This window comes from Burkholderia seminalis DSM 23518 (assembly GCF_902832885.1).
GTDB classification, from domain to species: domain Bacteria; phylum Pseudomonadota; class Gammaproteobacteria; order Burkholderiales; family Burkholderiaceae; genus Burkholderia; species Burkholderia seminalis.
Genome location: NZ_CADFDK010000006.1, coordinates 409,924 through 434,039, shown reverse-complemented (window position 1 = coordinate 434,039; position 24,116 = coordinate 409,924). Strand labels below are relative to the sequence as shown.

The following is a 24,116-nucleotide window of genomic DNA, read 5'->3' as shown; positions in this document are numbered from 1 at the left end:
GAGATATGTTTTCATTCCGAATCCGTCGGCCGCACGGGCGGCCGATGATGGCGCTGGCGCCGGCCGCGGCCGCCGTCGCAGTCGTCATCTTGGGTGCGCTGTGCGGGCGGGCAGGCTATGCGCAACCCGCGCCGTCCGTATCGTCGCCTGACGCGTGCGATCCGGCCGATGCGATGCGTGCGCATTCCGTCGCGTTCTTCTACGGCAACGACGTGCCGGTTCGCCAGCTGGAGAAGTTCGATGTCGTTGTCGTCGAACCTGACAGCGGCTTCGATCCACGTGCGCAAGACATGCAACGCCCCGCGTGGTTCGCCTATGTGAGCGTCGGCGAAGTCACGCAGGAGCGCGACTATGCGCGCAGGATGCCGAAACGGTGGTTGTTCGGGCGTAATACGACATGGGCGTCGGCGGTCGTCGATCAGTCGGCGCAGGGGTGGCCGTCGTTTTTCGTCGAACAGGTGATCGCGCCGCTGTGGGCGCGTGGGTACCGAGGCTTCTTTTTCGACACGCTGGATTCGTACCAGCTCGTCGCGAAGACGGAAGCGGCGCGCGCGAAGCAGGAGGCTGGCCTGGTCGCCGTGATCCACGCCGTGAAATCGCGCTATCCGGCCGCGCAACTGATCCTGAACCGCGGCTTCGAGATCTTGCCGAAGGTGCATGACGCGATCGCCGCGGTTGCATTCGAATCGCTGTTCGGCAACTGGGATCAGCGCAACCGGCGTTACGGCGCCGTCCCCGCGGCGGATCGCGACTGGTTGCTCGCGCAAGCAAAGGCGATTGAAGCGCGCTACGCGCTACCGGTGGTCTCGATCGACTATTGCCCGCCGGAAGACGCGGCGTGCCGCGACACGATCGCCGCGAAGATTCGCGCGACGGGTCTCATTCCGTATGTGACGGACGGAGCGTTGCGCACCGTCGGCACGGGCCCCGATGCGACGGCATCATGGCGATGCCGCGACGCGAGGTTCGGCGGAGATTGACGCATTCTGCCTACTGCTGTCGAGCGTATCTCGAGACAGCGCGTCGATTGCCGCAATGATCGAATTGAACAGCCCGGAGAGTTCGTCTGCGTGCACACTGACGCGAGCAAGCATTTCTCGCTGCTCGGCGGTCGCGGCCTCTGCTTGCCAGCGCATGAACTGCTCGTCTTGAATCGGTAACGTTTTTCGTTGCCGGGCGTAGTAATGCCGGATTCGTCCAAGCATCGCGCCGTCCAGCACGTGCGGCTCCATTTTGTGCGTGGTCAGTTTGACCTGTATCCCACGCGCTTCGTCCAGTTGAGCGTCGAACAAATAAAGGAAGGTCGGCAAAAACCGGATCGGTCGCCATGCCGGCGCTTGTCGCGTGGTGTCGTTCATCGTTGGAAATCCGCCGGGATGACTGTTTTGTCGATCTGTGTCGAGAGTCCCCCACGCTGCGCGCGCCGGTATTGAGCCACTGGCTGGACATCGACCGCGCAATACATGCAATCGGTATGCCATCGGGTCCGCTCGATCAGGCAAGGGTTGGCCGGCAGGGCTGAAACCCATGTGTCAACGGTTCGTGACACCGATGTATGGAAATCCGTACTCGTCGCGGTACGCGACGATGCGACCGCGCTGCCGTTTCCCGTTTCCCGTTTCCCCAGTGACGAGGGCGTCCTGCATTTTCATCACGGCCGACGCGACGTTTTTCGCGGCAATCGATAAAAAGATAATACGCCCGTGATCGTTTGCGAGGACGGATAGTCACCTGAGGCGCAAGCGTGTCAGGGCAAGCCGACCGATATATCCGACCATCTCGCGAAAGGTTTCCTCAGGCGAGGAATGCATGAGTTACAGGAAGTTTGCTTGCGTGCCGACATAACGAACAACAACACACGGGGGGAAGCAAGCATGGGCTCCATGACAGTCGGCAGGAAGCTGGGCGTTGCATTCGGTATCGTCGTACTTATATCGTTGATCGGCAGCGCGATCTCGATCGTCAATTTTCTGAAGCTGAATCAGGCGAACGGCTGGAACGTTCATAGTTACCAGGTCTTGCGAGCGAACGACGACATGCTGACCAGCATGGTCAACATGGAGACGGGCGTGCGCGGCTACGTGGCCTCGGGGGATGACCGGTTTCTGGAGCCCTACAAGGCAGGCGTCAAGCAGTTCGCCGCGTCGCTCGATGTCGTTCGCGGCCTCACCGCGGACAACGCGGCGCAGCAGCGTCGTCTCGAGACACTGCGCGACATGCATCGGAAGGTGGCGGAGATCGATGACAAGCTGATCGCGATGCGGCGTGACGTCAATGCCGGTACGCAGCCGGCCAACGTGCTGATCGACTACTTCAAGCAGGGCAACGACAAGCAGTTCATGGATCGCTATCGAGCCGTGGCCGCCGAGCTGAACGAGGCCGAGCAGTCGCTGCTCGATCAGCGCTCAGGGGAAGTGGCTAGCTTGACTGCGTTGACCAAGTTGACGCTGGCGGCAGCAGGCGTCATCACCGTCGTCCTCTCGATCGTGCTGGGAACCGTCATCACGCGCGGAATCATGCGGTCGCTGGGGGGGCGAGCCCGCCGACGCCGCGGTCGTGGCCGGGCGTATTGCCGAAGGCAATCTCGAAGCACCTGTGCCGGTCGCGCCGAACGATCGCGGCAGCCTGATGGCGTCGCTCGAATCGATGCGGCGGCAACTGAGCGGCATCGTGTCGGAAATCCAGTCGACCGCGGAATCGATCACGACTTCGGCTGGCGAAATCGCGCAAGGTAACCTGGATCTCTCGCAGCGAACGGAGGAGCAGGCGGCTTCGCTTGAGGAAACGGCGGCCAGCATGGAGCAGTTGACCGCGACGGTTCGTCAGAATACGGAAAACGCCCGGCAGGCGAATGCGCTCGCGGGCAGCGCGTGCGAGGTCGCGATGCGCGGCGGCGAAGTGGTGAACCAGGTGGTCGACTCCATGCGCGCCATTTCGAGCAGTTCGGGCAAGGTTGCCGAAATCATCACCGTGATCGAGGGGATTGCGTTCCAGACGAACATCCTCGCGCTGAATGCGGCAGTCGAGGCCGCGCGTGCGGGCGAGCAGGGGCGCGGATTTGCGGTGGTGGCCGGCGAAGTGCGCACGTTGGCGCAACGCAGCGCGAACGCGGCCAAGGAAGTCAAGGATCTCATCACGGGTTCGGTGGAAAGCGTGGCCCAAGGGTCGCAGCAGGTCGAACGCGCGGGCGCCACCATGTCGGAGATCGTGCAGTCCGTGCGGCGAGTGACCGACATCATGAATGAAATTGCATCGGCGTCGGACGAACAGGGAACGGGTATCGAGCAGGTCAACGTCGCCGTGGGCCAGATGGACTCGGTCACGCAGCAGAACGCGGCGCTCGTGGAGCAGGCATCGGCGGCCGCGCAGGCGATGGCGCAGCAGGCGACCACGCTGCGCGAGGTGGTCGGGGTATTCAGGATCGGTCGCGCGCTCGCGCACTGACGCCCCCCGAATCCCGGTGCTCCACTCGAAGTCGATGCGCGAGGCGCCGAGTCGCTCGCATGGCGATGCTTTCATGGATCGAGGCAGTTTGTCGCAGGATGTCCGGTGAACCGAGCGCCGGCCGTATCGCGCTTCCGTGTGGCGACCGCGTCATGCCCGCATGTCGTTTCGCCCCTCTTCAAGCGTGGATGAATGTCTGCGCAAGCTTTCTACAGGTTCTCGACCGGAACGGGAATCGTCTCGCCTTGATACGGTATCGCCGAGAACGGTCCGACCGCGCGAAGGATCCGATGCCGATTCAGTTCGAAGGCCAACCGAATCTGCTGTTCGCTCGTATCCCGGGCGCCGAGGCAGGTGCGGACCGTCTCGCGCAATAACGAAAACGAGCGATATCCCCAACCGAATCCATAAGCGGAAAATTGCAGCGTGCCCGCATCCGTCAAAACGGGCAGCGTGCTCTCGATCGGTAGCATGTTCATCCTTGGCACCTGTTTGGAGACCATACGGTATGTCGCCGCGCATAGGAGCAGCGTGACGGCCAGGCTAGCATGCCGCGCTATCCGGTCCGCTTTCGACTACGTCCACCGTTGCACGGGCCGCTTCCTGTTCGCGCGAAATATGCAAGCGACGTGCCACGTCAAGGCCTATGCCGGACAAAGGCACTGCCAACAGCGAACAATCAGATGTGTCAAGCAATCGATACACCGGCGTCAACGAATTAGACGCCGATCGAGGTTGATGTGGGTATTGTTTTATTGTCGTCAATCAACCGAAATAGTTTGGAAAGGGAGGCGATGCCGGTTACATCGCCGATACCGTTCATTCGCACGGCGGGTTTTCGCAAAGCCAGTGCGCATAGGCTCATGGCGCCGGCTCGAATCGAGGTCGGGCGAACGTCGACGAATCGTTCGGCTGCTTGACGCCGGATGTTGCCCGGGACGATTCGTCGAGCCACGCGATGATCGAATCGTACAGCGCGGCGAGGTGGTCGGCGCGCTCGCCGATCCGCCTGAGCATTTCCCGTTGCTCCGTAGTCGTGGCTTCCCATTGCCAGCGCATGAATTGCTCGTATTGAATCGGCAACAGCTTCCGTTGCCCGATGTAGTAATGCGTGACTCGCTCGCGCATCGCAGGATCGGCCATGCGTCCTTCCGTCGTGTGCCGGGTCAATTTGTCGAAGGTCGCCCTCGCTTCGTCCACTTGAATGTCGACCAGATAAAACAGGATCGGCAAAAACTCGATGGGCCGCCATACCGGCGGCCGTTGCGTGTCTTTCGTCATCGGTTGAATGTCGATCAAGCTTCGCTCGGCCGGTTCCAGCGCGCGCCGACATCGATCGTTTCCATCAGTCGATCGATGTCGAGCAGGGTCAGCATTTGTTCGCCGTCGTCCCCTTCATGGATGGCGAGGCCCGTGACGCATTCCGTTTGCATCGCGGTCCCGACCTCCGGCGCGGGGCGGCGAGCGGAGAGATCGATATCGACCACGCCGCTCACCGAGTCGACGATCAAACCGATCGCCTGTTCCGCACCGTCGAGTACGATGATGGCGGTCGGTACGGTGTCGCTGATCGGGTCCAGCGAGAACGTCATGTGCAGGTCGACGATCGGCATGACGAGGCCGCGCAGGTTGATCGTGCCTTTGACGAACGGCGGCGCATCGGCGGCGGGCGTCGGTTCTACATAGGGGCGAATTTCGCGGACACTCATGATATCGATACCGTATTCGTCGTCGCCGAGCACGAAAGCGACAAATACCTGCTTGGTCGCGTCGCCGGCGCTTTCGCGTACGGGTATGCTCTCCGCGATTTCAACTGCTTCCGTCATGTCATGCTCCAGAAAATGGATGGTTCGTGCCGTATCAAAAGGCGGTCCAGTCTGCTGCCGCGTCCATCGCGGCACGGGGTGACGGCGCGCTTGCCTCCGTCACGGGCGTGCGGCCCGGTCGCACCGGCCGTGACACGGCCGCCGTGGTGGCCGCACCCCGGCGCGTCGCCGGCTGATCGTAGGCATGGCTATCCACGGACCCGACACGGAAGAACGAGACGGCCTCGGTCAATCGATGGCCCTGATCTTCGAGCGACTTCGACGCGGCCGCCGCTTCTTCCACCAGTGCCGCGTTCTGTTGCGTAACTTCGTCCATCTGTGTGATCGCGATGTTGACCTGTTCGATCCCGCGACTTTGTTCGGAGGACGCCGCGGCGATTTCACCCATGATGTCTGTCACGCGTGCCACGGCCTTCGTCACGTCGGCCATCGTATGGCCCGCATCGTCGGCAAAACGCGAGCCGTCCCGAATCTTCTGGACGGATGCGCCGATCAACGCCTTGATTTCCTTGGCTGCACTCGATGAACGCTGCGCGAGGCTTCTCACTTCGCTCGCCACGACGGCGAAGCCGCGACCCTGTTCGCCCGCGCGGGCAGCTTCCACGGCGGCGTTCAGCGCGAGAATGTTGGTCTGGAACGCGATGCCCTCGATGATCCCGGTGATCTCGGCTATCTTCGACGAGCTGTCGCTGATGTCGGTCATGGTTTCCACGACCTGGCTCACCACCGCGCTGCCTTTGTGCGCGACGTCCGACGCACCGTTGGCCAGGGCGCTCGCCTGTTGCGCGCTCTCCGCGTTCTGACGCACGGTAGCGGTGAGCTGTTCCATGCTCGATGCCGTCTCCTGCAGCGACGCCGCCTGTTGCTCCGTGCGGGACGACAGGTCCTGGTTGCCGGACGCGATCTGGCTGGATCCCGTCGCGATGCTGTCCGCGGCGGTACGGACTTGCCCGATCAGCCGGACGAGGCTCGCCTGCATCTCGCCCATCGATGCCAGCACGCTTCCCTGCGGCGCGACCGCGGCGCCGTCCACGGTGCCGAGGTCGCCCGCCGCGACGCGGCGTGTGATGTCGCTCAGGGCGCCGGGTTCCGCGCCGAGTGCGCGCGTGATGCTGCGCGTGATCAGGAGCGCAGCAACGACGGCGGCGGCGACGGCGGCGAGACAGATGCCGATCAGCAGCGCGCGGTGTCTGTCGTACTGTTGCGCGGACGCCTGCTTGCTTTCGGCCGCCCGATTGCTTGCGAAGCCGGCGTAGGTGTCGGCTGCTGCGACGAGTTCCTTCAGTAGCGGCCGGCATTGATCGTCGATCATCGCGATCGCCTGGTCTCGCTGGCCGTGCAACGCGGCGTCGCCGATCGCGACGGCCACCGGGCCGTATCGCGACTCGATGCGGTTGATCTCGGCCACCAGCGCGCGGCCTTTCGCCGTCACGTCGGGGTTGGTGGCGATGGCTTCGTTCAGCTGGCGAAGCCGTGCCTGCACTTCGTCGTGCGCCTGCGTCATCGCAACGCGTTCGGCTTCGATATCGTCGGGCTTCGTCACGAGCACCAGATTACGGACGGCGACCGCGCGACGAAGTACCGCCGCACGAACTTTTTCGGTCAACTCCGCGCGCGCACGCGCACCGTCGACGTAGTTGGCGAAACTGTCGTTCGCATCCCCGAGCGCACCGAGTGCGATCACCGAAACCAGAACCACCAGCGCGGCCATCATGCCGAAGGTCAGCGCGAGTTTCGCTCGCACGGTCAATTGTCCGAAGCTCATGTTTAGTCTTCCCCTGTCGTTTGCCCTGGTCGAGCGGTTGTCGTTGTGCTTGTTATGAACGTCGGGTCGGGAAGGCATCGACATGCGTCGACGCTCATCCGCGTCCCGTCGTTGAAATCACGATCACGCAGGGACCGGTACCGGCTTCGATGTCTTCGCGTGCTGTTTCGCGAAGGATGAGCGCCGCCTGCCCGGTGCGATCCGCGAGATCGCTCCGGGCAATACATGCAAGCGGTGTGCCACATAAAGGGGACTGTCGGACAAGGCTTTGCGGGCAGCGCGGCAGCGAGACTGTCAACGCATCCGGACACGCGTGTCCGGCAATCCGACGCTAGCCGATGTCGAGGTTTGCCATGCGCGTGTACAGCGACTGGCGGCTGATGCCGAGCCGCTTCGCTGCTTCCGCGCGATTGTCGCCGGTGAGTCCGAGCGTGCGCAGGATCATCTCGCGCTCGACGGCGGCGAGTGCTTCCGACAGCGGACGATTGAGCATCGCGGCAGGCAGCAGCGCGTCGCGCGAAGGAACACCCGGTTCGTCGAGGAACGCGAGATCGCATCCGGTGACGACGGCGCCGGGCGCGAGCGCATTCACGCGCGCGATCGCGTTGCGCAGTTCGCGTACGTTGCCCGGCCACGCATACGCGATCAGGCGGCGCTCCGCCTGCACGGACAGCCGCTTCGTCGTAGTCGAGGCCGACGTCGTGTCGAGAAAATGGACGGCGAGCGGCAGGATGTCGGCCAGCCGCTCGCGCAGCGGCGGCAGATGAATGGGGATGACGTTGAGTCGGTAAAGCAGGTCTTCGCGAAACGTTCCGTTCGCGACCATGGTCCGCAGGTCCCGATGGGTTGCCGCAATCACGCGGACGTTCACCGAAATGGACCGGTTGACGCCGAGTGGGGTGACTTGCTGTTCCTGCAGCACCCGCAGCAGCTTGGCTTGCATGGAGGTCGCCATGTCGCCGACCTCATCCAGAAAAAGCGTGCCGCCATCGGCTTCGACGATTCGGCCGGTCCGGGCGGCCGTGGCGCCCGTGAAGGCACCTTTGCAATGGCCGAAAAGCTCGCTTTCGAGCAGCTCATGAGGAATCGCCGCGCAATTCACGGCAACGAACGGGCCGGCGCTACGCGACGACTCGACGTGGAGCACCCTGGCCGCGACTTCCTTGCCGGTTCCCGTTTCCCCGGTGATGAGAACGGTCGCGTCCGACGCTGCCGCGCGGCCGATACATTTCTGTACTTCGCGCATCGCCGCGCTGATGCCGAGCAAGCGCGGCTCCGCACCGACAGGTTCGTCGAACGCGTCGACGTTCGCCTGCGCATGGGGAGCGGCATCGGACAGAGGATGGGCCGCGAAGATCCGCTCGAGCAGGCTCGCGATATCGTCGCGGCCGACCGGCTTCGTCAGGTGGTCGAATGCGCCGAGGCGCATGGCGGCGATCGTGTTGCCGCTACGGGCATAGGCGGTCAGTACCACGACGGGGACCGTCGCGAGTCGAGGGACGCGCCGCAGTTTCGCGAGCACGGCAATGCCGTCCATGTCGGGCAACCGGATGTCGAGGAATATGCAGGCGGGTTGCAGACCTCGGTCGACGCGGGCGAGCGCGTGCTCGCCCGTGCCGGCGCATAGGGTTTCGTGACCCAGATCGGTCAGCGTTTCAGACAATCCTTCGCAGAAGGCATCGTCGTCGTCGATCAGCAGGATGGTCGCCATGGGATATCGATGACAAAGCAAGTAGTAGGGGTGGCGGCGTGACAGGCGTTGCCGCCGTGCGACGCTGCGATCTCTCGAACCAGGGTGAGACCGAGCCCGCAGCCGCCGGGCCGCGCGCTGACGAAGGGCTCGAAGATGCGCGCGCGCTCGGCTTCGGCAACGCCGGGGCCGTCGTCGGCGACTTCGAGCACGAAGCGTGCGCCGCATGGTGAAGCGCGGCGGCTGGCCTCGACGTGAACCTTGCCGCCCGGGCGAACGTGCGCCAGCGAATTGACGATCAGATTGTCGAGCGCACGACGCATCTGGGCAGGGTCGAATACGGGGCGATCGGTCGTGTCGCTGGCGGAGGCCGTCGGCATATTGCAGGCCACCGTCAGCGCGACATTCTTGCCGCGCGCGAGCTCGTCGTGTGTCTGCACGCTTTCCGAAAGCCACGTGGCCGGATCGACCGGCTCCAGGCGCGGCGTAACGGGCTGGGTGAGCGCCAGGAGCCTGGACACCTGGATTTCGATGCGCTCGATCTGGCCGAGTATCGAGCGCAGCGCCGATTGCTGCCGGCAGGCATCGCCGGCCAGCGCGTTCTCGGCTTTCAATCGCATCGCGCCAGCCGGATTGCGAATTTCATGCGCAACCTCGGCGGCCAGTGTGCCGAGCAGCGCGACACGATGTGCTTGCGCGAGGCGTATTTCCAGTTCGCTCGCTTGTTCGCGAGCATTGCGGGTACGCGCAGTACAGCGGTTGAATGCATGCGCGATCCGATCCAGTTCCGGCTCGCCCGGGCAGGGGATGCTGCCGGCGGAATCGGCGTCGTCGTTCGAGAGCGCCGTGTCGAGCCGCACGAGTTTGTCGCGCCATGCGCGCAGTGCGAAGGCGAGATACAGGGAAACGGCGAACAGAAGCGCCAGAACGACGGCAAACGTTGCTACGATGGCGTCGCCCTGACGGACCAACATCGATTGCGCGCGCACAAGGGTCCATGCATAGAGCCCGGCATGTCCGTTCACGGGGCACGCGATCGCGACGACTGCGTCGTGGTGCCTTCCCGCTATTTCGGCGGCGGAGCGCACGCCGGTGGACGCTGCCGAGAGCGCGCTCAGGATCAGCGGGGTTTCCGCTTCCGGAATGTCGCGCTTGATGCCGCTGCCGGGGTACGACGGAAACGCGTAAGCCAGAAATCCACCGGCACGCTCGGGCGCATTCGCCGACGGCGCGGAATGCAACGCGCCAGCGTGCCAGAAGCCCCCTTCGATACCCGCGGATGCGGCAAGGGCCGCGTTGAGTACGTCGCGCAACAGTTGAACGCTCGGCTCCGTCGCGTGAGGTAACGACAGCGTGTAGTGGGAAGCAATCGCGTCGCACGCGTCGCTCGCGCGCTGCCTGGCGGATGCGATCCGGTGGCCTTCGGTGCAACTGGCCATTAACCAGACGATTGCGACCAGCGATGCGCACAACGCCGCGGCAAGTGCCCTGAGTAGCGACAATTGCGTTGAAAACCTCGGTCTGACTAGCGGCATGGTCTTGCGTGGAACGGTGCTACGTCGGTGCTCATGGAAATGGTCTGCACAATGCAGGGCAATCGCGTTCGCGTCTGCGTCGACGTTCGGTCGAGAATAATGGGGTGGCCGTGGGGACGATGTGGCGGGCCATTCTTGTTTGAAGCATGCGATGTATGCGGTACGCACGCACTCGCATCGCTCGATTGGCAGGTTTTGTCAGACAACAGCTTCTGAAATGCGACACGTTCCGGCTGTGAAATCAATGTGTCAGGCCGGTTCGCGGTCGTATCCGGAAGTGATCCTTATTATCTGAATGGTACAGAAACGTTTTATTTTCGTCCTGTGCGCAATCGTTTGCGTATGTGCGCGATCAATAAAAAGCAATGCGGTCCCGCGTCCGCACCGGCACGCCGCGCGTGTGGAAGTTCCACCTCGGCAAGTTTGCGCGAGCAGCGTAGCGAACATTCGTCGACGCGAGCGGCGGTCGAGTCAATGGCGCCGATGATGGGCTGTACGGCGCAGACGCCGCTCGCATTGGGCAAACCAGGTTGATCATGGCGAGCGTGATGGCGTGACCACTGACGAACGCGAACGGCTGAAGGCCGTGGAGCGCAACGTTAATGGGACGAGGGAGTCTGTCGGTTCCATTTTTTCAGGCCGGCCTCGGTAAAGATCTCGTCAGGATGGAACATGCTCCGCGCATCCACCGGGACATGACGCCCTCCATTCTGCGGAATCCGAATCAACTCATGTGTTGATTTCCATCGAGAGGCTTCCCACTGCGCGCCAGATGGGGTGGTGAAATCTCGTGTTGACCGCCAGGGTTAAGTTTCTTTTAAGTCCGCCTTCGTATCTTGTGTTCAGGGCGCGTGAATGATGCAACTGCGTGAGGTCCAGTCCGCCCTACGGGAACAACAACGATCAGAGAAGGAGAATTCGACATGTCCACCCTGAACAGAAAGAAAGTAGCCTTCTGCGTGATGTCGGTCGCATTGCTGGTCTGCGGCACTGTGCCTGCCGGCTATGCGGTCGCGGCCGTCACCCAGGCAAAGGCCGTCAACCAGGATTTCACGAAACTGTCGCATGCCGGGAATCGGGCCATGATTGACGTCATGATTGCCCGATCTGCGCTCTTCGACGGCCATCCTGAGGCGGCCACCCATCTGCTGGCCGACGCCAAGACGGCCATGCAGGCGGCGAAGTCCGACAACTCGGCCTTCATGAAGGCCGAATCGACGCTGAGCGACGCCGCCGGTGCACACGCCAACACGGCTACGAGCAATCAGGCTACGGCATGGCTGCCGGTCGGCGGTGACATGACCGTACTGGATGACTTTACCGCCCAGCCGGTCAAGGCCAAGGCAGTCGCCAACGCCAACGCGGCCTTGAAGAAGGGGGACCGCGAAGGGGCGATCAAGGCGCTGAAACTTGCTGACGTCAATGTCGCCTATACCGTCGACGTCGTTCCACTCGACCAAACCGCCGAGCGTATCGATCAGGCGTCGGCACTGCTGAACGCGGGCAAGTATTACGAAGCAGGTGTCGTCCTGCACCACGTGCAGGACAGCCAGCGCTTCGATCAACTCGATATTAATGCCGTGCCGGCCACCCGCGGATAAACCATCGTGAGCGATACCTCCCATAGCCTGCTAACGTGGATTCTCATCGGCGGTGCGTCAGGCTGCTTTGCCGGGGTGGTCTGGCGTGGACGCCCGTACCAGATCATTCGCGATATCGTTCTGGGCGTCATGGGCGCATGCGTGGTCTCAGGTATTGCTCATGTCCTAGATTTATCGGTAGCCAACAGCGTGTTTCTCGACATTGTCACCTCCACGGCGGGTGCGCTCGTCGCACTCGCCGCAATGCGTCAATTGCGCAAGACCTAGTCTGACGCGCAAGCGGCTGATACGCTCGATACACCGATTGTCGTCGCGCGCCGCGCTGCAACCGACGATCGTCAGGCAACTGAGGATGTTACAGGGCGAGAATCCTGCATGCGCCTTCAAGTTCCCCTCCTAAAAGTACGCGCGCGGCGTTTGTAGAGGGGGCTCCGGCATTTTCTGCTGTGCGCCCCGCGGCATCGGAATCGCGCGTCCGGAGCCGCACGCAGATCGACGATGACGGTCCCACGCGATGGAGCACGGGGTTCCCAATGCCGTCGATCACGAGTTCCCTTCCGCAAGTTTGCATTTTGTCGTAAACAACTTGTATGGACCATTCATCATCGCCTCGGGAACCTCTATGAGAAATAGGTAAGGATCTAGCCGCCTGACTATCGGATTCGGGTTATTGACGGTCCTACCGGTGGCAATAGCCGTGACCGCGTTTTACGGACTGTGGCAATTGAACCATCAACTTGACGCTATTACGCGAGTAAGCAATACGGAAGCACGGTTGGCGAACCCACTATGCTCATCAATACAGGATCGCGCAATCGCCATCCGGAATCTGGCGTTGCTCACTGCCCAGCAAGATATGGCACAGGAAGCCGACCGCATTCCTTGCGCTCAACGCAGCGGTCGACGCGGCGCGTGCGGATGAGCAGGGACGAGGCGTCGCGGTTGTCGCAGGTGAAGTCCGAACCTTGGCACAACGAAGTGCGGTAGCGGCGAAGGAAATCAACGAGCTCATCGGAACATCGGTATCTCACGTCGCTGCGGGTTCAAATCCGGTTTCGAACGCTGGAGCGACAATGGAGGAGATCGTCCGATCGCAAGCGATCGATAAACGACGCCCCTCGGTCATCAAACGTGTAAGAACGCTCTGATATCCTTCGCCTCTCATTCTGGCTGACCAGGGGAGTAGTGACATGCGTTGGATAGTGCCTCTCGTACTGGCGATCGTATGTCCGTGTTCCGCGCTGGCTGATCCGGCCGCTTTTAACGCAGGGATAATCCGGCTCACGGGGGTGAACGAAGCTGCCCCTTTCAACACGGTGATCTTTTACCCTACGCGTGAGCGCGAGGTTCCGTGGCAAGCGGGCCCGTTCACTGTTGAGGCGACGCGCGATGCTTTGCCTGTACCGGATGGCCGTTTCCCCGTTGTATTGATTTCACATGGACGAGGCGGCGGTCCCTTCAGCCACCGTGAATTGGCCACAACTCTGGCTCGCGCCGGATTTATCGTCGTCTTGCCGACGCACGTTGGGGACGCTTCAGGCTATCCCCGAGCGCAGTCCCAAGCCCAGATTCTGATTGATCGCCCCCGGCAGGCAGAGGCCGCGCTCAATGCAGTCCTCGCGGATCCACGGTTTTCCGCGAGCGCCGATGTCGGCCGAATTGGCATGATCGGATACTCAGCCGGTGGCTACACTGCGCTGATTCTGGCCGGAGCGAAACCCGATTTTGCGTATGCCGGTGCGTACTGCGCAGATCACGATGATCCGGGATCGTGTCCGCGTCCAGCAACCAGCAATGGTGCGCACGGCACCCAAGGCAAAGCGGCCGTACCCGCTGACCTGGTAGCTTGGCAACCGCCCGTTGATCGCCGCCTGAAGGCCTTGGTGCTGATGGATCCGCTGGCGATGATGTTTGAGGCATCTGGCTTGTCCGCCGTGCGCGTACCGACGATGCTCTATCGACCGCGGGACGACAGCTATCTTGGTTCTGCGAGAAACGCTCTTGGAGTTGTGTCAGGCTTGCCCACACCGCCCGCAGTCCACATCGTGCCAGGCAACCACTTCGTTTTCATTGATCCTTGTCCGGCCTCGGTCGCCGCCAGTGCGGCACTGATCTGTCAGGATGCGCCCGGGATCGATCGTGTGGAGATTCATCGCCAGATCGACCATGAGGTCGTGGAGTTCCTACGCGCAAATCTATAAGTCATCCAGACTGAGCTGACCTGCTCCAGGGAAGCAACGCGGCGTGGTCGATGGCCGACCAAGCGGAAAGCCTGAAAGCGGCAGTGTCTATCTTCAAAGTCGACTAGTCGCCACGGCCGATTCCGTTGCCTTGGCTCATTCACGGAGGCTGAGGGGACCGCCGCCTCGCCCATGTGAAATCAATACAACGGGGAAGCGGCCATCCGGTACCGGCGAAGCATCGCGCGTCGCCTCAACGGTGACCGGGCCCGCTTGCCACGGAACCTCACGCTCACGCGTAAGGGTAAAAGATCACCGGATTGAAAGCGGCAGAGCCGGATTACCCCTGCGTTAAAAGCGGCCGAATCAGCCAGCGCGGAACGCGTACATACGATCGCCAGTACGAGAGGCACTATCCAACGCATGTCACTGCTCCTGGTCAGCCAGAATGAGAGGCGAAAGCTATTAGAGCGTTCTTGCGCGTTTGATGACCGAGGGGCGTCGTTTATCGATCGCTCACAGTTGACTTATTCGCGATGCTACGCACGTGCGGTCTCGTCGCGCTCTTGTTCTCGGGCGTGATGAACCAGCTGACTGCCACCTTGGGACTTGGCCAGATATAGTGCTTGATCTGCAGCTGCGAGCAGATCGGTGAGTGCAATCATCTCCGAATTCGATGTCGCCAGGCCAATGCTGACGGTTGCTTGAATTCGATGACCGTCGGCGCTGTGAACCATCCTGGCAAACTGGCTCGCAATGATTTCTCCGACTGTTTTCGCGCGATGGCTATCGTGGTCAGGCAGCAGGGCAGCAAATTCTTCACCGCCGATGCGCGCCAGAATCGTATTCGCGTCGGTACTGGCGCGAACCACGCTCGCGAACGACCTCAATACCTCGTCGCCGGCCTTGTGACCATAGCGATCGTTAATTCTCTTGAAGTGGTCGAGATCAAACGCAAGGAGCGTGACGGGGCGTCGACGTATTGCGCAATCGTCGATCACTCGCTCTCCCTCTTCAAAAAACAGCCTGCGATTTCCCAGGCGGGTCAAGTAATCCGTACGGGACTCTTGCAGGAGTTCGCCATGAACTTCCTCCCGGGTGAGCCGGAGTAGCGTCATCGGCAAAATGACGGAATAGAGGACACCCTCGTACATCGTGATTTTGCTCGAAATTGACAATGCTTGCGTCCCAAAAATCGAGACCAGCCATGGCAGGACAATGGCTCTGGCAGCGTAGAACAATGCATGGATTCCCGTCACCGCCACAGCGACGCGTCGAGATTGAACGGCCGGCATCGCGTCACGTCGTGTCAGTTCGAGGGTTGTCATTGCGGAAACGAGCGCGATGGGTATCGCGCTGGCATAGAGCCATACTGCGGCCTGCCAGCGCGCACCGGCCGCCGCCCATGTAAGCCCCATCAGGAGAAGCAGACCGATCGAGCTTGCGAGATGCCGCCGGCCGTTGAACATTGCCACAGCGTGCAAAACCGGGAGATAGCCGCCCAGAATCACGAGATTGCTTATAGCAGCGCCAGCGGAGCCCAGCAGTTCAAGCCGAAACGCAGCCACCGCGCAACCGACCCCTAGCGTCGCATAGCCGGCCGCCAGCATTCGCAGTTCGTTGCTGCGCTTGGGATGCGATACGTGCTCCCAATATGTCATGGCGGAACTGGCCAACAAGGTTCCGATCGCTAAAAGGTAGAGGGTAGCAAGATCGACTTTCATCGTCGTTATAAAGCACGTCGCCGCCACGACGAGGAAGAGGTTGCCGACAAACCTGCAATAACGGCAGATACTAACAATTCTTGAGAATAGACGGGGAAATGGCGATCCTTACGTTTCAAAAACTGTTCTGGCCTCCTGTTCTTGTAAGTTCAATCGCAGTACTTTGCGGCGCAGCCAACAGAACGTTGAGTCAAATTTGTGCCGCCAAGTTGCTTGACTGACCCTGAAACGGGTTGGATTCGCTTTCGGGGATGACGTTTCGATTCGATGGCCGGGAATTGGGTTCGTCTCGATCGAGGAGGGAACGGCGAAACCATCGCGCTGGCGTTGCCGGTGATCACGCCCGGTTCGACCCTATCCCCGGCACACCCGGTCGTGCTCCGGCCAGTAGGCCGTCTCGCCGCCGATACCGGCGACACGGTCGGCTGGCCGCTCGGCGTGATGTCGGCAAAGCGCATCGTGACCGACCGTCCGATGGCGCGAGTGACGCAGGAGTTGGGGCGGCGGAGTTACGCCTTCGGCGCGTATTGCATCTCGCCGTTGCCGAACGACCAGTCTTCGCGCGCGACGTCAACGAGGCTGATCCACACATCTTCCTTGCGCACGCCGGCCTTCGCGTGGATGCCGTCCGCAACGGCGCGGTAGAAGGCCTTCTTCACGTCGATCGTGCGCCCCGCGTTCCAGGTGACCTGGATAAACACGATGCCGGACGTGTAAGTCACGCCCAGATAACCGTCGGCCGGATAGACGAGCTCGTCCGGCGCATGGCGCGAAATGATCTGGAACTTGTCGTTCTCCGGGACGTTGGCGATCGTGGTCATCGCTTCGTAGACCGTGTCGCTGACAGCCTTGACGACTTCGGGCGATGCGTCTTTCGACAGATTGATTCGGACGAGGGGCATTTCATTCTCCGTGGACTGGTGTGCGATTGCGGTTGAGAGTAGGCTAGTGCAAAAGTTTCCACAAACGAATGTTTTTCATTGAAATGTTGACGAATCGGAATGATGATTGAAGAACTGAAATCGTTCATCGCGGTAGTCGACGCGGCTTCGCTGACCCGCGCGGCCGATCAGCTGTGCGTGTCGCAATCGACGATATCGAAGCGCATACAGCGGCTCGAGGAGGGGCTGGGCGCCACGTTGTTCGACAGAAACGCCAAGCCGCCGCGGCCGACGGCGCTTGCCAGCCGGGTCTACGAACAGGCCGTGCCGGTTCTGCGCGCGTTGAACCAGCTTCACGACATTGCCCGGGAAGATTCTCCGCCGTCGGGGACGCTGCGCTTCGGCTTGCCGCAGGCCGTCGCGGATATCGTGCTGTTCGACGCCGTCATGACCATGAAGGCGCGGTTTCCTGCGCTGGACGTGAGGTTGCTTACCGACTGGAGCGTCGGTTTGCAGCGCATGGTCGAAAACGGATCGCTCGACGTCGCGTTGCTGATGTTGCCGGCGGGGGCTTCGCTGCCGGAGGACTTCGGCTGCAGCCTCGTCACGAGATTCGATGTGAAGGTGGTGCAGAGCGCGTCGAAGCCGGTCGTGGATGCTCGCGCGACGGTGGAAGCGCTGTCCGCCCACGGGTGGATACTCAACCCTGACGGCTGCGGCTATCGCGCCGCGCTCGAGCGTGCGATGGCCAATCGGGGGCAGCGCTTTCGATTGAGCATCGACACCTATGGAACCGACATGCAACTCAGGCTCGTGGCCAGCGGGCTCGGGCTTGGCCTCGTGCCGACGGACGTGTTGCGCGCGAGCCCGTGGCGTTCGCAGCTCAGCGTCGTCGAGGTCGGCGGCTTTGCGCTGGCGCTGGACGTGTGGCTCGTGTTTCCGCGCGCGCTAGGCAATCTGCGGCGCGCGGTCGACGTGCTCGCGGAGTCGGTGGCGGCCTCCTTCGAGCAACAGGCCATTGGGCAGTAGCGACGCGCTGTGTCCGGAATCATTGCTTATCCGACATGGCGAGGGCGGCGAGCCGGGTGCCAGAATCGGCTGGCAGCCTACGCACAGGCCGATGCCGCACGAGTTCGATCAATCACCTGGAATCCTGACCACCATGCCCTATCTGCAACTGGACGTGAACGACCACTATTCGGTGGAAGCCAAGCAATTGCTCGCCGCCAGAATGAGCGAGACCTATGCGCGGATGATGTCGGTCGATATTCGGCGTATCAGCGTCGCGATCCGGGAACTGGGGCAAGGCGGTGTCTGGCGCATTGCCGAGGCGGGCAAAGCGCCGGTCCCGGTCGCCGTGATGATGCTGGATATCCGGCGGGGGCGCCCGCCCGAGCAGCGCATGGAAGTGGCGCAGGCGCTTTGCGCGCACTGCGTGGAGATTCTCGGCCTGCGTGAGGGCCGGCTCAATGTCGAATTCACGCAGCATTCCGGCGACGAGATGTACCACCCGGCGCTGGGCGGTTACAGCCCGGAGTGGGGCCCCGGCGAGCAATAGATCGTCCGCTTGCACGGCTCGCTGCCTGCAGACCTGCCGGTGGTCGGGCGCTCGGGGTTTGGGCAGGCAAGACCGCGCAAACCTCGCCTTTTGGTTCAACAAGTCCTAGTTCACGAGCGGCGCGACTCCCGAGGCTCGCTGGATGGTCTGCGGGGGTTGCCCGAACGCGCGCAGAAACGCCTGGCGCATGCGCTCGCGGTCGCCGAAGCCGGTTTCTCTCGCAATGATTTCGATCGGGTGGCGCGTCGTTTCCATCATCAGGCGCGCGGCTTCGACGCGCAGCCGCTCGACCGCCTTGGCGGGGGATTGCCCCGTCTCCTCCCGGAACACGCGGCTGAATTGGCGCGGGCTCAAACGTGCCGCCTCCGCCAGTCGTTCCACCGACAGATCGCTCGCCAGGTTTTCGCTCGCATAGGTCAGCGCCATTCGCACGCGGTCCGATCGCGCGTCCAGTTCCAGCAACGTCGAGAATTGCGACTGCCCGCCGCCGCGCCGTTGGTACAGCACGAGCTTGCGCGCGACCATGCGCGCCGTTTCCAGCCCGAAGTCGCTTTCGACGATCGCGAGCGCGAGATCCACCCCGGCGCTCATTCCGGCCGAAGTCCAGACCTGGCCGTCCACGACGAAGATGCGGTCTTCGTCGAGCTGCACGTCCGGATATTGTTTCCTGAAATCCCGCGCGTGATACCAGTGCGTCGTGGCCCGTTTCCCGTCGAGGAGGCCGGCGGCCGCGAGGACGAAGGCGCCCGTGCATATCGACGCAATGCGCCGCGAGTGGAAGGGCGCGCGACGCAGGAAGTCCACCAGCCTCGCCGACGGAAGCCGGCATTCGTTGTCGCCGGCGACGATCAGCGTGTCATAGCCGTCGTTGGCCAGTGGCTCGGTGTTGACCGAAAACCCCTGCGACGACACGACCGCTCCGCCGTGCTCGGACACGATCCGGAACTGGTACACCGCCTCGCCGCGGAGCAGATTCGCGTACTCGAACACGCTCGCCACCGCGAGCGCGAGCGACTGGAAATTTGGGTAAACAACGAGTCCTACGGTGTGCATGATGTCCGCCAGGTGGATGGCCTGATTAATTGAATCTAGCATAAAACGGACATCGCCGCGGGCTGCGGTGGCGCTTCACTCATGCCCTTGTGCGCGGCCGGATCCGGGGCTGCCGCGCTTTCGCCGGCATGCCCGTCGATGTCGTCGAGGCGCCGCCCGATGGCGTGGCGCAACGGATTGCGCGACCGTTTCGGGCATCGCGCGACGCGCGTTTCGTGTGGCCTTGATTCAATCAGGATGCCTATCTTCACCGGTTTTTCCGCTGTCTTTTTCCAGGGTCGTCCTGTCGGCCGTCTTCGGAGGAGGCAAGGCGCCGCGCGGCACCCCCTGCAGGGCCGATTTTGAGTAACCGGGCGTCACTTGCAAAGGACGAATCCGCAAGGTTTCCGGTCAATACACGGATGGCAGAAATCATTGCATCTATGACATTGAGGAAGAGCGTGGTCGAAACCAGAATTCATTCCACGAACCGACACCCGGTCGGCTCAATCCACGGAAAGGAAAAGACATGAGCACTTCTACGAAAGGCACCGCGCTGATCACCGGCGCATCGGCCGGCATCGGCGCCATTTACGCGGACCGCCTCGCCAAACGCGGCTACGACCTCATTCTGGTGGCGCGTAATCAGGATCGTCTGAATACGCTGGCGGGTCGCCTTACGGCCGAAACCGGCCGCTCGGTCGAGACCGTTGCCGCCGATCTGAACGACAAGGCCGCGCTCGCGAAGATCGAAGGCATTCTGCGCGAGGACAGCAGCATCACGATGCTGGTGAACAACGCGGGAATTGGCTCGGTCGCGTCGATTCTCAACGGCGACGTCGACACGATGGAGTCGATGATCAATCTGAACATCACCGCGCTCACCCGCCTGACTTACGCCGTCGCCCCGGTGTTCGCCGGCAAGGGCACGGGCACCATCGTCAACATCGGCTCCGTCGTTGGCATTGCGGTCGAACTGCTCAACGGCGTGTACAGCGCGTCGAAGTCGTACGTGCTGAGCTTCGGCCACGCCCTTCAGCGCGACCTGGCGGACAAGGGCGTGCGCGTGCAGACCGTGCTGCCCGCAGCGACGGCGACCGAGTTCTGGGAGGTGGCGGGCTATGCGAAACAGAAGGAAGCCGCCAGCACGATGACGGCCGACGACCTGGTGGATGCCGCGCTCGCGGGCCTCGATCAGGGCGAGCTCGTGACGATCCCGACGCTGCACGACGGCGACGGCTGGACGCAATGGGAAGCGGCCCGCCGCGCGCTTACGCCGAAATTCGCGAACGCCAAGGCCGCTCCGCGCTACGCGGCGGATGCCAAGGCCGGCGCTTGAACCGGCTCACTCATTTTTTCGGAAGGGTTTGATGATGAACATCCTCAAGATCGGTGCTGCCGTACTCGCCACGTCGGCCGCGTTTGCATTGCCGGTGGGCGCGTCGGCGCAGTCGCGCGGCAAGGTGCTGGTTGTCATGTCGAGCGCTCACGCGCTCGATCTGCGCGACGGCAAGACATATTCGACCGGTTATTACCTCAACGAATTCGTCGTGCCGTACCGCAAGCTCGTCGAGGCGGGCTACGAGCCGGTGATCGCCAATCCGAATGGCGACATGCCGGTGATGGACGCGAACTCGAACAACAAGCTGTTTTTCGGCGGAGACGATGCCGCGCGCGCGGATGCACTGAAATATGCGCAAGGTATCGCGCAACTGAAGCATCCGAAGACGCTCGCGTCCGTCGTCTCCGAGGGGACCGACGGTTATGTCGGCCTGTTTATCCCCGGCGGCCATGCGCCGATGGTCGACCTGCTCAAGGACCGGAATCTCGGCAAGATCCTGGTCAGCTTCCATGACAGCGGCCGTCCCACCGGGATCATCTGTCACGGGCCGATTGTGTTGTTGTCGACGCTGCACGATCCGGATGCCTTCGTTGCATCGATGACCGCCAACGACGGCAAGGCGAATGCCTTCGCGGCCGGCTGGCCGTATGCCGGTTACCGGATGACGGTCTTCTCGACGGGCGAGGAGCAGCAGCTCGAGGGGCCGAACGGGCTTGGCGGCAACGTGCCGTTCTATCCGGTGAACGCGTTGGCAGAAGCCGGCGCCCACGTCGACACGGTGGCGAACTGGCACGGCAATGTCGTCGTCGATCGCGAGCTGATCACGGGGCAGCAGCCGATGTCGGCGCCGGAATTCGGCGACGTCCTCGTGGCGAAACTGACGGCCCGCGCGAACTGAGTTCGTCGGTGACGGCAGCGGCCGGGCGTTATTGCGCCCGGCCGCTTCGATTTCGCTGCCGACTCGACATGGACCGGGCAGTGGGCGGCATTTGACACAGGCGAGCCGGTGACGATGGATCTCGGGTATCGCGGCGCCAGCGCGCGCGTCGTCATGTTCCGACGGATCCACGGGCGAATCGCCGCAGCGATATCTCGCAGCCGGTTGAGCGCGCATGATTCGGGGCGGCCTGCGGCTCGGCGACGTGATCGGGGCGCCCTTGCCGTCCCGGCGTCGAGGACGACTGCCCCGGACATCAGGGTTCTGGATTGATATCGCGCCGGCACGCGGCGATTTTGAAATGGCATACTACGACACCGATCTAGCGGGGCATGACGTTGCATTTCGGCAGATGATTGGCATCCTGCAGTGCACGCCCATCGCGCCATCGCTTTGGAAATTGGTACATGAGCACTGGCCCGGCAGCACAGCCTCTCGACAAACTGGAAAGGAGCGACGACGAGTCGGCTCGTTCCCGCTCGGTTTGGCTTGCCAACGAGTTTCGGGCCAGCTACGGATGGCTGAAGGCGAAGCTGCTGCGGCGTGTCGGATCGCCGGCCGATGCCGAGGATCTGGCGTCGTCGTCGTTCGAGGCGCTTGCCGGCGTCGATGACCCGCCGGGTATTCGCGAGCCTCGAGCGTGGCTGACCGTCATCGCCCAGCGTCTCGCCTTCGAGATGTGGCGCCGCCGGGATCTCGAGCGCGCGTATCATGAGGCGCTCCTCAATGCCGAGGAACCCCTCGCGCCGTCCGCCGAATCGATCGTCGAGATTTCCCAGGCATTGTTCCTGATCGATCAGGCGCTCGATGGATTGCCTCCGAAAGCGAGAAGTGCCTTTATCTACAGCCAGATCGACGGCCTCACTTATTCCGAGATTGCCGCTCGACTCGGCGTCTCGACAAGCATGGTTCGCAAATACATCGCCCAGGCGCTTACCCGATGCTTTCTGATCAGTTGAATGCCGCGCGCGGCGCCGGCACGGTCGATTCGTGCGCGGAGGAAGCCATTCAGTGGGAGGTCCGGTTGCGTGCCGAGGACGCCACGCAGCAGGATCGCGATGGCTTCGAGGCATGGCGCCGCGCCGATCCCGCGCACGAAGCGGCGTGGATACGGCTCCAGGAAGGGCTGGCACGGTTTGCGTCGCTGCGGAACGCACCCGGCACGGCGGTGCGAAGCGCGCTGAACGAGCCGTCCCGTGCGCGGCGCCGCATGTTGAAGGCGGGCGCCGGGGTGGGCGCGCTGGCGCTGGCCGCGATCGGGACGCGAGAACTGGTCCGGGCCTATTCGCTCGACGCCGATTATCACAATGGCGATCTGACGCCGCAGGCCGTGGCGCTGAAAGACGGAACGCCGATCGTCCTCGGGGCATCGGCGCGTGTTTATTGGACGCGGGACGGCGCGCGCGGCGACGTCTATCTTGCGTCCGGCCAGATCCTGTCGAGTCCCGCCACGACGAACCGCTCGCCGTTCGCCGTGAGGACGCGGGACGGGACGGCAATCACGAGCCGCGCCCGCCTGAGCGTCGATGCATTGCGTTATCACACCGTGGTCGCGGTGCAGGGCGGCGATGCAACCCTTGCGACGCCGCGCGGCGGTAGCGTCCGCATCGCCGATGGTTCGGTCTGGTCGCTATCGCCGGGGCGCATTGCCCGCATGCCGGAGACGGCCGCCGACATCTTCGCCTGGAGCCGCGGCACGCTCGTCGTCCTGGATCGGCCGCTGCCTGACATCCTCGAGACGCTGGGCCGCTACTACGGCGGCTATATCCGGTTTCCGCAGACCGCGCTCGCTCGCCGGGTCAGCGGCGTGTTCCCGCTCAACGACGCCGAGGCGGCGCTGCACCAGCTCGCCAACGGCCTGGGACTCTCCCTGGCCGTGTATGGCAAGGTTCTGGCCGTCGCCTCCGAGGCTTGACGCCGCGCCCCGTTCAGCCGGGGCGCGAAAAAAATTTTTCTTTCCCGGTGTCACTTTTCCCGCTTCGTTGCACAAGGTGAATGAAGGCGTCCGAATGCCTGCGACGCTTACCTTGTCCCGAAGGGGGGAACTGTGATCGACCATATCGACAAGGCCATCCTGACAGTCCTGCAAGAGGACAGCACGCTTTCAGTGGCGGAAATCGCCGATCGCGTGCATTTGTCGACGACGCCTTGCTGGCGCCGCATACAGAAGCTCGAGCAGGACGGCGTCATCGCCCGCCGGGTTGCTCTGCTCGACGCCGACAAGCTCAATGTCGGCGTGACCGTGCTCGTCGAAATCAGGACTGCGCAGCATACCGCGGCCTGGCTCAAACGCTTCTGCGACGTGGTCGCCGACATCCCCGAGGTGATCGAGGTGTACCGCATGAGCGGTCATATCGACTACCTGCTGAAGGTGGTCGTTCCGCACATTGCCGGGTATGACGGCGTGTACAAGCGCTTGATCAGCGAGCTGGAAATTTTCGATGTGAGTTCGAGTTTCTCGATGGAGACCATCAAGCATACGACGAGGTTGCCCCTCGATTACGTTTGCTGATTTTCTTGTCTGCGGATTCCGCCTGCTGGATTGAATTTTCAAGGACGGCGCGGTCGGTGGGAATAAAAAACCGGAAATGGCGCGAACGA

22 protein-coding genes and 3 pseudogenes are annotated in these 24,116 nt (G+C 62.6%); 14 read left to right on the top strand and 11 right to left on the bottom strand.

Annotated elements, in window-relative coordinates:
* Positions 1 to 5: 5 nt before the first annotated feature.
* A complete protein-coding gene (locus HWX00_RS21315) occupies positions 6 to 980 on the top strand; it encodes an endo alpha-1,4 polygalactosaminidase (protein ID WP_233623364.1) in 975 nt (324 codons plus the stop codon).
* Here the strand turns inward: HWX00_RS21315 and HWX00_RS21310 are convergent.
* Positions 942 to 1,358, bottom strand: a complete 417-nt coding sequence (locus tag HWX00_RS21310) for a hypothetical protein (protein WP_034187973.1) — start codon at positions 1,356 to 1,358, stop codon at positions 942 to 944. The two genes, HWX00_RS21315 and HWX00_RS21310, sit on opposite strands and share 39 nt — an antisense overlap.
* Before the next feature lie 516 nt (positions 1,359 to 1,874).
* On the opposite strand from HWX00_RS21310, the pseudogene HWX00_RS21305 reads away from it, so the two are divergent.
* Positions 1,875 to 3,444, top strand: a pseudogene (locus tag HWX00_RS21305) (methyl-accepting chemotaxis protein).
* Positions 3,445 to 3,653: 209 nt separating this feature from the next.
* Here HWX00_RS21305 and HWX00_RS21300 read toward each other — a convergent pair.
* The 6 genes from HWX00_RS21300 to HWX00_RS21275 form a co-directional block, all read right to left on the bottom strand.
* Positions 3,654 to 3,923, bottom strand: coding sequence for a hypothetical protein (locus HWX00_RS21300; protein WP_034187971.1), 270 nt, complete (start codon positions 3,921 to 3,923; stop codon positions 3,654 to 3,656).
* Positions 3,924 to 4,305: 382 nt separating this feature from the next.
* Positions 4,306 to 4,743, bottom strand: a complete 438-nt coding sequence (locus tag HWX00_RS21295; RefSeq protein ID WP_124608772.1) for a hypothetical protein — start codon at positions 4,741 to 4,743, stop codon at positions 4,306 to 4,308.
* Positions 4,740 to 5,270: a chemotaxis protein CheW gene (locus HWX00_RS21290; protein WP_175027763.1), complete on the bottom strand. Its 531-nt coding sequence runs from the start codon at positions 5,268 to 5,270 to the stop codon at positions 4,740 to 4,742. Before HWX00_RS21290 ends, HWX00_RS21295 begins: the two co-directional genes overlap by 4 nt.
* 34 nt (positions 5,271 to 5,304) lie before the next feature.
* On the bottom strand, positions 5,305 to 7,035 hold the full coding sequence (locus HWX00_RS21285) for a methyl-accepting chemotaxis protein (RefSeq protein ID WP_175027762.1): 1,731 nt from the start codon (positions 7,033 to 7,035) through the stop codon (positions 5,305 to 5,307).
* Positions 7,036 to 7,366: 331 nt separating this feature from the next.
* Complete coding sequence (locus HWX00_RS21280; protein WP_175027761.1) at positions 7,367 to 8,746, bottom strand: sigma-54-dependent transcriptional regulator; 1,380 nt, start codon at positions 8,744 to 8,746, stop codon at positions 7,367 to 7,369.
* Positions 8,728 to 10,227 (bottom strand): sensor histidine kinase, encoded by a 1,500-nt coding sequence (locus HWX00_RS21275; RefSeq protein WP_319001325.1) that lies wholly within the window; start codon positions 10,225 to 10,227, stop codon positions 8,728 to 8,730. The genes HWX00_RS21280 and HWX00_RS21275 overlap by 19 nt, the downstream gene beginning before the upstream one ends.
* A gap of 456 nt (positions 10,228 to 10,683) precedes the next feature.
* Between HWX00_RS21275 and HWX00_RS36900 the strand changes: the two are divergent.
* The 5 genes and pseudogenes from HWX00_RS36900 to HWX00_RS21255 all read left to right on the top strand — a co-directional run.
* Positions 10,684 to 10,879 (top strand): annotated as a pseudogene (locus HWX00_RS36900) (IS3 family transposase); the annotation flags it as partial.
* Between the two features lie 304 nt (positions 10,880 to 11,183).
* Complete coding sequence (locus HWX00_RS21270; RefSeq protein WP_034187967.1) at positions 11,184 to 11,861, top strand: YfdX family protein; 678 nt, start codon at positions 11,184 to 11,186, stop codon at positions 11,859 to 11,861.
* 6 nt (positions 11,862 to 11,867) lie between these two features.
* A complete protein-coding gene (locus HWX00_RS21265) occupies positions 11,868 to 12,128 on the top strand; it encodes a GlsB/YeaQ/YmgE family stress response membrane protein (protein WP_034187966.1) in 261 nt (86 codons plus the stop codon).
* Between the two features lie 605 nt (positions 12,129 to 12,733).
* Positions 12,734 to 12,955: pseudogene (locus tag HWX00_RS36895) on the top strand (methyl-accepting chemotaxis protein); the annotation flags it as partial.
* A 195-nt stretch (positions 12,956 to 13,150) separates the two neighbouring features.
* Positions 13,151 to 14,062, top strand: coding sequence for an alpha/beta hydrolase family protein (locus HWX00_RS21255; RefSeq protein WP_226193985.1), 912 nt, complete (start codon positions 13,151 to 13,153; stop codon positions 14,060 to 14,062).
* 518 nt (positions 14,063 to 14,580) lie between these two features.
* Here the strand turns inward: HWX00_RS21255 and HWX00_RS21250 are convergent.
* A complete protein-coding gene (locus HWX00_RS21250) occupies positions 14,581 to 15,765 on the bottom strand; it encodes a GGDEF domain-containing protein (protein ID WP_175027758.1) in 1,185 nt (394 codons plus the stop codon).
* 509 nt (positions 15,766 to 16,274) lie between these two features.
* Positions 16,275 to 16,667 (bottom strand): tautomerase family protein, encoded by a 393-nt coding sequence (locus HWX00_RS21245; RefSeq protein ID WP_124671174.1) that lies wholly within the window; start codon positions 16,665 to 16,667, stop codon positions 16,275 to 16,277.
* Positions 16,668 to 16,766: 99 nt separating this feature from the next.
* On the opposite strand from HWX00_RS21245, the gene HWX00_RS21240 reads away from it, so the two are divergent.
* Both HWX00_RS21240 and HWX00_RS21235 read left to right on the top strand, forming a co-directional pair.
* Positions 16,767 to 17,675, top strand: coding sequence for a LysR family transcriptional regulator (locus HWX00_RS21240; protein ID WP_034187963.1), 909 nt, complete (start codon positions 16,767 to 16,769; stop codon positions 17,673 to 17,675).
* Positions 17,676 to 17,808: 133 nt separating this feature from the next.
* A complete protein-coding gene (locus HWX00_RS21235; protein WP_175027757.1) occupies positions 17,809 to 18,204 on the top strand; it encodes a tautomerase family protein in 396 nt (131 codons plus the stop codon).
* Between the two features lie 105 nt (positions 18,205 to 18,309).
* On the opposite strand, the gene HWX00_RS21230 is transcribed toward HWX00_RS21235, so the two are convergent.
* Positions 18,310 to 19,257 (bottom strand): GlxA family transcriptional regulator, encoded by a 948-nt coding sequence (locus HWX00_RS21230; RefSeq protein WP_059556677.1) that lies wholly within the window; start codon positions 19,255 to 19,257, stop codon positions 18,310 to 18,312.
* Between the two features lie 35 nt (positions 19,258 to 19,292).
* Entirely contained in the window at positions 19,293 to 19,508 is a 216-nt protein-coding gene (locus tag HWX00_RS21225; RefSeq protein WP_175027756.1) for a hypothetical protein, read from the bottom strand.
* A 257-nt stretch (positions 19,509 to 19,765) separates the two neighbouring features.
* Here HWX00_RS21225 and HWX00_RS21220 point away from each other — a divergent pair, with 257 nt between their 5' ends.
* From HWX00_RS21220 to HWX00_RS21200, 5 genes are all read left to right on the top strand, one after another.
* Positions 19,766 to 20,575, top strand: coding sequence for an SDR family NAD(P)-dependent oxidoreductase (locus HWX00_RS21220; RefSeq protein WP_124608780.1), 810 nt, complete (start codon positions 19,766 to 19,768; stop codon positions 20,573 to 20,575).
* A 31-nt stretch (positions 20,576 to 20,606) separates the two neighbouring features.
* Positions 20,607 to 21,476, top strand: coding sequence for a type 1 glutamine amidotransferase domain-containing protein (locus HWX00_RS21215; RefSeq protein ID WP_226193981.1), 870 nt, complete (start codon positions 20,607 to 20,609; stop codon positions 21,474 to 21,476).
* Positions 21,477 to 21,922: 446 nt separating this feature from the next.
* Positions 21,923 to 22,474 (top strand): sigma-70 family RNA polymerase sigma factor, encoded by a 552-nt coding sequence (locus HWX00_RS21210; protein ID WP_175027755.1) that lies wholly within the window; start codon positions 21,923 to 21,925, stop codon positions 22,472 to 22,474.
* A complete protein-coding gene (locus HWX00_RS21205; RefSeq protein WP_124671172.1) occupies positions 22,456 to 23,430 on the top strand; it encodes a DUF4880 domain-containing protein in 975 nt (324 codons plus the stop codon). The genes HWX00_RS21210 and HWX00_RS21205 overlap by 19 nt, the downstream gene beginning before the upstream one ends.
* A 132-nt stretch (positions 23,431 to 23,562) precedes the next feature.
* Positions 23,563 to 24,027 (top strand): Lrp/AsnC family transcriptional regulator, encoded by a 465-nt coding sequence (locus HWX00_RS21200; RefSeq protein ID WP_105392488.1) that lies wholly within the window; start codon positions 23,563 to 23,565, stop codon positions 24,025 to 24,027.
* The last annotated feature ends 89 nt before the right edge of the window (positions 24,028 to 24,116 follow it).